The 8,501-nt window shown below is 69.2% G+C and carries 6 protein-coding genes; 3 read left to right on the top strand and 3 right to left on the bottom strand.

Going from position 1 to position 8,501, the window contains the following annotated elements; all coding sequences use genetic code 11:
• The first annotated feature begins 415 nt into the window (after positions 1-415).
• A complete protein-coding gene (locus J7I94_RS32065) occupies positions 416-1,417 on the top strand; it encodes a TerC/Alx family metal homeostasis membrane protein (RefSeq protein ID WP_215172827.1) in 1,002 nt (333 codons plus the stop codon).
• A gap of 235 nt (positions 1,418-1,652) precedes the next feature.
• Here the strand turns inward: J7I94_RS32065 and J7I94_RS32060 are convergent, their stop codons facing one another.
• The gene (locus J7I94_RS32060) at positions 1,653-2,924 is read right to left on the bottom strand and encodes an MFS transporter (protein WP_215172819.1); all 1,272 of its coding nucleotides are present in this window, start codon (positions 2,922-2,924) and stop codon (positions 1,653-1,655) included.
• Positions 2,925-3,117: 193 nt separating this feature from the next.
• On the opposite strand from J7I94_RS32060, the gene aroQ reads away from it, so the two are divergent.
• Positions 3,118-3,591 carry a type II 3-dehydroquinate dehydratase gene (gene aroQ, locus J7I94_RS32055; protein ID WP_215172817.1) on the top strand — a complete coding sequence of 158 codons (474 nt, stop codon included), beginning with the start codon at positions 3,118-3,120 and terminating at the stop codon, positions 3,589-3,591.
• A 262-nt stretch (positions 3,592-3,853) separates the two neighbouring features.
• On the opposite strand, the gene J7I94_RS32050 is transcribed toward aroQ, so the two are convergent.
• Both J7I94_RS32050 and J7I94_RS32045 read right to left on the bottom strand, forming a co-directional pair.
• The gene (locus tag J7I94_RS32050) at positions 3,854-4,510 is read right to left on the bottom strand and encodes an MBL fold metallo-hydrolase (protein ID WP_215172815.1); all 657 of its coding nucleotides are present in this window, start codon (positions 4,508-4,510) and stop codon (positions 3,854-3,856) included.
• Between the two features lie 55 nt (positions 4,511-4,565).
• Positions 4,566-5,264 (bottom strand): maleylpyruvate isomerase family mycothiol-dependent enzyme, encoded by a 699-nt coding sequence (locus tag J7I94_RS32045; RefSeq protein ID WP_215172813.1) that lies wholly within the window; start codon positions 5,262-5,264, stop codon positions 4,566-4,568.
• 223 nt (positions 5,265-5,487) lie between these two features.
• Here J7I94_RS32045 and uvrA point away from each other — a divergent pair, with 223 nt between their 5' ends.
• Entirely contained in the window at positions 5,488-8,496 is a 3,009-nt protein-coding gene (gene uvrA, locus J7I94_RS32040; protein WP_215172811.1) for an excinuclease ABC subunit UvrA, read from the top strand.
• Positions 8,497-8,501: the final 5 nt, after the last annotated feature.

The raw sequence follows: 8,501 nt of genomic DNA, 5'->3' as shown, positions 1-8,501 counted from the left end.
TCGGCCACCGGGGTCAGGCACGTCTGGATCTGCGGGCGGTCAGGACCCGAGATCCTCGCTCGTGCCGCCCGGCAGCCAGGCGCTGCAGCAGGTGCTCGACCAGGTCGCGGAGGCTCGCGGGCGGCGTCCGGCCGCCGACGGAGGTCGAGTGATCAAGAGCTGGTAAAAAGCTCCCACCTGGCACTTTGGGCAAAATTAGCGAAACCCTTTACCAATCCTTGGTGATTGGGTACTGTTTTTCCTACGGAGGGGAGTACTCCCTGTCTGCTGCGGCGTGCCCGTCAATACGGATCAGGCCAGATCCCGGGGCGTCGGCCCGTGGTTCCGAGTGCGTCTCGCACACCGGATCCCGGGTGGAAGAGACCTCCGGCAGCGACGACGCTGACACCTGCCGTTACGTACTGCCGGAGGCGCAGTGGAAGTTACGACGACCTTGTGGGTCCTGACCATCGTGGGCCTTGCCGCCCTCATCGCGGTCGATTTCTTCATCGGCCGCAAACCGCACGACGTATCAATCAAGGAAGCCGGGATCTGGACGGGCGTCTGGATCGCCCTGGCCGCGCTGTTCGGGCTCGGTCTGCTCCTCTTCGGCGGCGGCCAGCCCGCCGGTGAGTTCTTCGCGGGCTTCATCACCGAGAAGTCCCTGAGCGTCGACAACCTCTTCGTCTTCGTCCTGATCATGGCGAAGTTCGCGGTGCCCTCGCAGTACCAGCAGCGAGTGCTCCTCATAGGCGTCCTCATAGCCCTGGTGCTCAGGGCCGTGTTCATCGCCGCAGGCGCCGCGATCATCGCCAGCTTCGCCTGGGTCTTCTACATCTTCGGAGCGTTCCTGATCTACACCGCCTGGAAGCTCATCCAGGAGGCCAGGGCTGACGAAGAGGACGAGGAGTACGAGGAGAACAAGCTGCTCAAGGCCGCCGAGCGTCGCTTCGGCGTGGCCGACCGCTACCACGGGACCAAGCTGTGGATCCAGCAGAACGGCAAGCGGGTCATGACCCCGATGCTGGTCGTGATGCTCGCGATCGGCACCACCGATGTGCTCTTCGCCCTGGATTCGATCCCCGCGATCTTCGGTCTCACCCAGGACCCGTACATCGTGTTCACGGCCAACGCCTTCGCCCTGATGGGCCTCAGGCAGCTGTACTTCCTCATCGGCGGCCTGCTGAAGAAGCTGGTCCACCTCTCCTACGGCCTGTCGATCATCCTGGGCTTCATCGGGGTCAAGCTCGTCCTGCACGCGCTCCACGAGTCCGGTGTCCACGTCCCCGAGATCAGCATCCCGGTCTCGCTCGGCGTGATCTGCTCGGTCCTGATCGTCACCACGATCACCAGCCTGCGGGCGACCAGGAAGCAGGCGGCGGCCGAAGCGGCCGACGCCCGCGACGAAGACGCACCGAAGGACAGCGTCGACGTCTGACCTCCAGGAAGGTCCGCCTGCGGGAGAGTCCGCGTCCAGGGCAGCCTGTATCCCAGGATCCCCGGGCAGCCTGAATCTCCGCACAGCAGGCCAATCACGGGACCGTGCTGAGCCCTTCAGACGTAAGGGCGATACGACCGGCAGAGGAATCGGCCCCGGGAGCGGCGCACGGCACATCGCCGGCACTGCTCCCGGGGCCTTCCCGCCTGTATCGGCCTCACGGGCAGACCGCCCGTCACCCCGAAACGGGCGCCGCGACCGGCACCGATGCCGGTCGCGTCTCCGGCAGCAGCGCGAAGCAGCCGAGGCTGAGCAGCGCGATCACCGTCAGATACGCGCCCACGGCCCAGGGCACACGGCCGCCCTGCTCCGCGAGGGCCGTTGCCACGATGGGTGTGACGGCGCCGCCCACCACCCCGCCGAGGTTGTACCCCACCGCGGCACCCGTACAGCGCACCCGCGCCTCATAGAGCTCCGGCAGATACGCCGCGATCACCGAGAACATCGTGATGAAGGCGATCATCGCCACCAGGAAGCCCAGGAACATCAGCAGCGGCTCGCCGGTGGCCAGGAGAGCGATCATCGGGAACATCCACACCGCCGCCGCTCCGCATCCGGCCAGGCACACCGGCCGGCGCCCGTAGCGGTCGCCGAGCAGCGCGAACACCGGCGTGAGAGCGCCCTTCACCACCACCGCGGCCATGATGCAGACCAGCATCACGCTCCGCTCCACCCCGAGCCGCTCGGTCGCGTAGGCGAGGGACCAGGTCGAGACGGTGTAGAAGATGGCGTACCCGATCGCCAGGGCTCCGGCGGTCAGCAGGACCAGCCGCCAGTGGTCCCGCACCACTTCGGCGAACGGGACGCGCGCGCGGCCGTCCAGTTCCAGGAAACGGGGACTCTCCGCGAGCGACGACCGCAGCCACAGCCCGACCAGGGCCAGCACGCCCGCCGCCCAGAACGGCACCCGCCACCCCCACTGGGCGAACTGGGCTTCCGACAGTGACGCGGAAAGCACCAGTACCACGCCGTTGGCGAGCAGGAAACCCAGCGCGGGCCCGACCTGCGGAAAGCTCGCCCACAGTGCGCGCCGCCCGGCCGGCGCGTGCTCCGCGGTCAGCAGCACCGCGCCGCCCCACTCCCCGCCCAGCCCCAGCCCTTGCAGGAAGCGCAGCGCGATGAGGAACAGCGGTGCCGCCACCCCGATCGTGCCGTACGTCGGCACACAGCCGACCGCGACTGTCGACGCCCCGGTCAGCAGCAGCGAGAGGACGAGGACCGGCCGTCGTCCGTGGCGGTCCCCGATGTGCCCGAACAGCACCGACCCGAGCGGCCGGGCCACGAAGCCGACACCGAACGTGCCGAAGGCGGCCAGCGTTCCCGCCAGCGGGGAGATCGTCGGGAAGAACAGCGGGCCCAGGACCAGAGCCGCCGCGGTCCCGTAGACGAAGAAGTCGTAGAACTCGATCGCCGTGCCGGCGAGCGCGGCGCCGGCCAGTCGCGGCATGGAGGGCGCCTTCGCGGCGCGTCCTTCGTGTACTTGGTGCATGCTGCGCCAACTACCCACAGTGATGGGCGGTTACGGGGCGCTCAAGGGGTGAGCGGGGCAGTGGACGGCGGCGATGCGCCGGGCGGGCGCCGTGATAAACCGGGGCGGACAGCGGTCCGGCGGACCGCCCACCCGACGGACCGGAGGAACCGTGCCCCGCACCCTGGCCAACGCACCGATCATGATCCTCAACGGCCCCAACCTGAACCTGCTCGGCCAGCGCCAGCCGGAGATCTACGGGTCCGACACCCTGGCCGACATCGAGACGCTGTGCGTCAAGGCGGCGGGCGCACATGGCGGCACGGTGGATTTCCGCCAGTCCAATCACGAAGGCGAACTGGTCGACTGGATCCACGAGGCCCGCTTGAACCACTGCGGCATCGTGATCAACCCGGCTGCCTACTCCCACACGTCCGTCGCGATCCTGGACGCGCTCAACACCTGCGACGGGCTTCCGGTGGTGGAGGTCCACATCTCCAACATCCACCAGCGTGAGCAGTTCCGGCACCACTCCTACGTGTCGCAGCGTGCCGACGGTGTCATCGCGGGCTGCGGTGTGCAGGGGTACGTGTTCGGCGTGGAGCGGATCGCCGCGTTGGCGGGGGCGGGGCGGACCCAGGCGTGACGCCGGTGCCGCTGGTGTGACCCCGCCGGGCCGCCGGCCGGGGGAGGGGAAGGGAACGGGGAAGAGAGACCGGCGGCCCGGGGTGCAACGCGGGACAGGTCTTCCGCGCGGAACCGGCACCAGTTGACCGCGCGGTGGTGTGCGCCGGTAGCGCGTGTACGGGACGGGCGTGTGCGAAGGATTCACACGGGGCGTGCGCGGTGCTCGCGCGGGGCGCACACCATGCACCGCGCCTCGTTCGGTTCCCGCGCCGCCCTGGGAGTCACCACCCTCGCGCGTGCCACTCCGGCAGGTGCGGGCGTTCCGCGCCCAGTGTGGTGTCGTTGCCGTGTCCCGGGTAGACCCAGGTCTCGTCCGGCAGCGGGTCGAAGATCTTCGTCTCGACGTCGTGGATCAGGCTCGCGAACGCCTCCGGGTCCTTCCAGGTGTTGCCCACACCGCCCGGGAAGAGGCAGTCCCCGGTGAACACATGGGGATGCCCGTGGGGGTCGTCGTAGACGAGGGCGATCGAGCCCGGCGTGTGCCCGACGAGGTGGCGCGCGGTGAGCCGTACACGCCCCACTCGGATGGTGTCCCCGTCGTCCACCGGTACGTGGGTGGGGACGGGGATGCCCTCGGCGTCGTGCCGGCCGGCGTAGGTGCGGGCGCCGGTGGCGGCGACCACCTCCGCCAGCGCCTGCCAGTGGTCGGCGTGCTGGTGGGTGGTGACGACGGACGCGACGCCGTCGGCACCGATCGTGCCGAGCAGCGTCTCGGCGTCGTTGGCGGCGTCGATCAGCAACTGCTCGTCAGTGGCCCGGCAGCGCAGCAGATAGGCGTTGTTGTTCATCGGGCCGACCGCGATCTTGGTGATCATCAGGTCCTTGAGCTCGTGCACGTCGGCGGGGCCGCCGACCCTCACCTCTCCGCTGTACGTCATGGCCGCCAGCCTAGTGCCGCCCAGGCCCGGCCGGGGACTCGCGGGGGCGGCGCGGCTACAGCGGGGCAAGGGCCGGCAGCGGCCCGCCCGTCACCGTGAGGCCCGAGCCGTCACGGCGGCCCGCGAGCCAGCCGAGCAGGTCGGCCCGCTCGCCCGCGACGGTGACTTCGACGGCCTCCGTCTCCGCCAGGCCCTCCCGCCCCGTGCGCCACGCGCGCGTGCCGTCCGTGATCCGCGTCGGCGGCACGTCCCGGTGCCCCGCGAACCGCTCGGTGAGGAAACCGATCTCCCGCTCGGTGAACTCCGCCGGCAGATCCTCCAGCTCGTACCCGATCCCCAGGTCCACATGGTGCAGCTCGACCTCGGCCCACCGCCGGAACGGCAACTGGGAAACGGCGTCGGTGATCCCGTTGCGCAGCACGACGGTGCGTGACCAGTCCGCCGGTACGGCTCCCGCCCGCTGGAAACGGGCCGCGCTCTCGCGCACGTCCGCGATCTGCACGTCGAGGGGGCGCGGAGCGTCCCGCTCGATGTCGGCGTCCCGAGCCTCGGCGGAGGCGTACATGGGCCGTCCTTCGAGGACGTTCACGAGCGCGTCCGCGTTGCGGGCGAGGTGGGCGAGCACGTGCCCCCGGGTCCAGCCGGGAAGTCGTGACTGGTCGGTCACCTTCGCGTTGTCCAGTTCACCGACCGCGCTGAGCAGCCGCTCGGTAGCGTCGCGTACAGACGCCAGGTCATGCGCGTGATCCGTCATGCCACTGACCCTAGGGCGCGCCACCCCTTCGAGTGAAGGAGGCGGCCCGCACCCGTAAATCGAATGCACGTGCTATATGGTCGGACGTGGCGTCGGGCATGCTGGATAGCCGGGGTTTGTTGACAACCCGTGAATCCGACCGGCGTTGTCAGTGGCTCCCCCTAGTCTGAGAAGGACGGGGGCCCCGCCCCTGTCACTTCTCTCAAGAAAGGTGCGGACCGGCGTGGCCGACCGTCTCATCGTCCGTGGCGCGCGCGAGCACAACCTGAAGAACGTCTCGCTCGACCTGCCGCGTGACTCGCTCATCGTCTTCACGGGCCTGTCCGGGTCGGGCAAGTCCTCCCTGGCCTTCGACACGATCTTCGCCGAGGGCCAGCGGCGCTACGTGGAGTCGCTCTCCTCCTACGCCCGGCAGTTCCTCGGCCAGATGGACAAGCCGGACGTCGACTTCATCGAGGGCCTTTCCCCGGCGGTCTCCATCGACCAGAAGTCCACCTCGCGCAACCCGCGCTCCACGGTCGGCACCATCACCGAGGTCTACGACTACCTGCGCCTGCTCTTCGCGCGCATCGGCAAGCCGCACTGTCCCCAGTGCAGCCGGCCGATCTCCCGCCAGTCGCCGCAGGCCATTGTCGACCGCGTGCTGGAGCTGCCGGAGGGTAGCCGCTTCCAGGTGCTGTCGCCGCTGGTGCGTGAGCGCAAGGGCGAGTTCGTCGACCTCTTCGCCGACCTCCAGACCAAGGGCTACTCCCGCGCGCGCGTGGACGGCGAGACCATCCAGCTCGCCACCCCGCCCACGCTGAAGAAGCAGGAGAAGCACACCATCGAGGTGGTCATCGACCGCCTCACCGTCAAGGAGTCCGCCAAGCGCCGACTCACCGACTCGGTCGAGACCGCGCTCGGCCTGTCCGGCGGCATGGTCGTGCTCGACTTCGTCGACCTCCCCGAGGACGACCCCGAGCGCGAGCGCATGTTCTCGGAGCACCTGTACTGCCCGTACGACGACCTGTCCTTCGAGGAGCTGGAGCCCCGCTCCTTCTCCTTCAACTCGCCCTTCGGTGCCTGCCCCGACTGCTCCGGCATCGGCACGCGCATGGAGGTCGACCCGGAGCTGATCGTCCCGGACCCCGACAAGTCCCTGGACGAGGGCGCCATCCACCCTTGGTCGCACGGACACACCAAGGACTACTTCGCCCGGCTGATCGGCGCCCTCGCCGACGCCCTGGGCTTCCGGACCGACATCCCCTTCGCCGGTCTCCCGCAGCGCGCCAAGAAGGCCCTGCTGTACGGCCACAAGACGCAGGTAGAGGTCCGCTACCGCAACCGGTACGGCCGCGAGCGCCGGTACACCACGGCCTTCGAGGGCGCGGTCTCCTTCGTCAAGCGCCGGCACAGCGAGGCCGAGAGCGACTCCAGCCGCGAGCGCTTCGAGGGCTATATGCGCGAGGTGCCCTGCCCCACCTGTGAGGGCACCCGCCTGAAGCCGCTGATCCTGGCCGTCACGGTCATGGGCAAGTCCATCGCCGAGGTCTCCGCGATGTCCATCAGCGACTGCGCGGACTTCCTGGGCGAGCTGAAGCTCACCGCCCGCGACAAGAAGATCGCCGAGCGCGTGCTCAAGGAGGTCAATGAGCGGCTGCGCTTCCTGGTCGACGTCGGTCTGGACTACCTGTCGCTCAACCGCGCGGCGGGCACCCTCTCCGGCGGTGAGGCCCAGCGCATCCGCCTGGCCACCCAGATCGGCTCCGGCCTCGTCGGCGTCCTCTACGTCCTCGACGAGCCGTCCATCGGCCTGCATCAGCGGGACAACCACCGGCTCATCGAGACCCTGGTGCGGCTGCGCGACATGGGCAACACGCTCATCGTCGTCGAGCACGACGAGGACACCATCAAGGTCGCCGACTGGATCGTCGACATCGGCCCGGGCGCCGGTGAGCACGGCGGCAAGGTGGTGCACAGCGGCTCCGTGAAGGAACTGCTCGACAACGCCGAGTCGCAGACCGGCCTGTACCTGTCCGGCAAGAAGGCCATCCCGCTGCCCGACGTACGGCGCCCCCGTGACCCGTCCCGACAGCTCACCGTGCACGGCGCCCGGGAGAACAACCTGCGGGACATCGACGTGTCGTTCCCGCTCGGCGTCTTCACGGCGGTCACCGGCGTCTCCGGTTCCGGCAAGTCGACGCTGGTCAACGACATCCTGTACACCCACCTCGCGCGTGAGCTGAACGGCGCCCGCAACGTTCCCGGGCGGCACACGCGCGTGGACGGCGACGACCTCGTCGACAAGGTCGTCCACGTCGACCAGTCGCCCATCGGCCGCACCCCGCGGTCGAACCCGGCGACGTACACCGGTGTCTTCGACCACATCCGCAAGCTGTTCGCCGAGACGACCGAGGCGAAGGTCCGCGGTTATCTGCCCGGACGCTTCTCCTTCAACGTCAAGGGCGGCCGCTGCGAGAACTGCTCGGGCGACGGCACGATCAAGATCGAGATGAACTTCCTCCCGGACGTCTACGTCCCGTGCGAGGTCTGCCACGGTGCCCGGTACAACCGGGAGACCCTGGAGGTCCACTACAAGGGCAAGTCCATCGCCGACGTGCTGAACATGCCGATCGAGGAGGCCACCGACTTCTTCGAGGCGGTGCCCGCGATCTCCCGGCACATGAAGACGCTGAAGGACGTCGGCCTCGGCTACGTCCGCCTCGGCCAGTCCGCGACGACCCTCTCCGGCGGTGAGGCACAGCGCGTCAAGCTCGCCAGCGAACTGCAGCGCCGTTCCACCGGCCGTACGGTCTACGTCCTGGACGAGCCGACCACCGGTCTGCACTTCGAGGACATCAGCAAGCTGCTGACCGTCCTGTCCGGCCTGGTCGACAAGGGCAACACGGTCATCGTCATCGAGCACAACCTCGATGTGATCAAGACCGCCGACTGGGTCGTCGACATGGGCCCCGAGGGCGGCGCGGGCGGCGGCCTGGTGGTCGCCGAAGGCACGCCGGAGCAGGTCGCGAGCGTGCCCGCCAGCCACACCGGCAAGTTCCTGCGGGACACCCTCGGTGCCGACCGGATCAGCGACGCGGACCCCGTGGACACCGCACGAGGAACGGCGAAGAAGGCCGCGCCGAAGAAGACTGCGGCGAAGAAGACGGCCGCCAAGAAGACGACGGCGGCGGCCAAGGCCCCCGCCAGGAAGGCCCCCGTCAAAAAGGCGACCGGGACCCGCAAGCCCTGACCGCC

Source organism: Streptomyces sp. ISL-12 (assembly GCF_018614415.1).
In the GTDB taxonomy this organism is placed as follows: Bacteria; Actinomycetota; Actinomycetes; order Streptomycetales; family Streptomycetaceae; genus Streptomyces.
This window is presented reverse-complemented; position numbering and strand designations above follow the sequence as displayed.

Coding starts and splice junctions, on each gene's coding strand:
- J7I94_RS32060 (WP_215172819.1), bottom strand. CDS start 2,924: ATGCCGCGACTGGCCGGCGCCGCGCTCGCCGGCACGGCGATCGAGTTC.
- J7I94_RS32045 (WP_215172813.1), bottom strand. CDS start 5,264: ATGACGGATCACGCGCATGACCTGGCGTCTGTACGCGACGCTACCGAG.
- J7I94_RS32050 (WP_215172815.1), bottom strand. CDS start 4,510: ATGACGTACAGCGGAGAGGTGAGGGTCGGCGGCCCCGCCGACGTGCAC.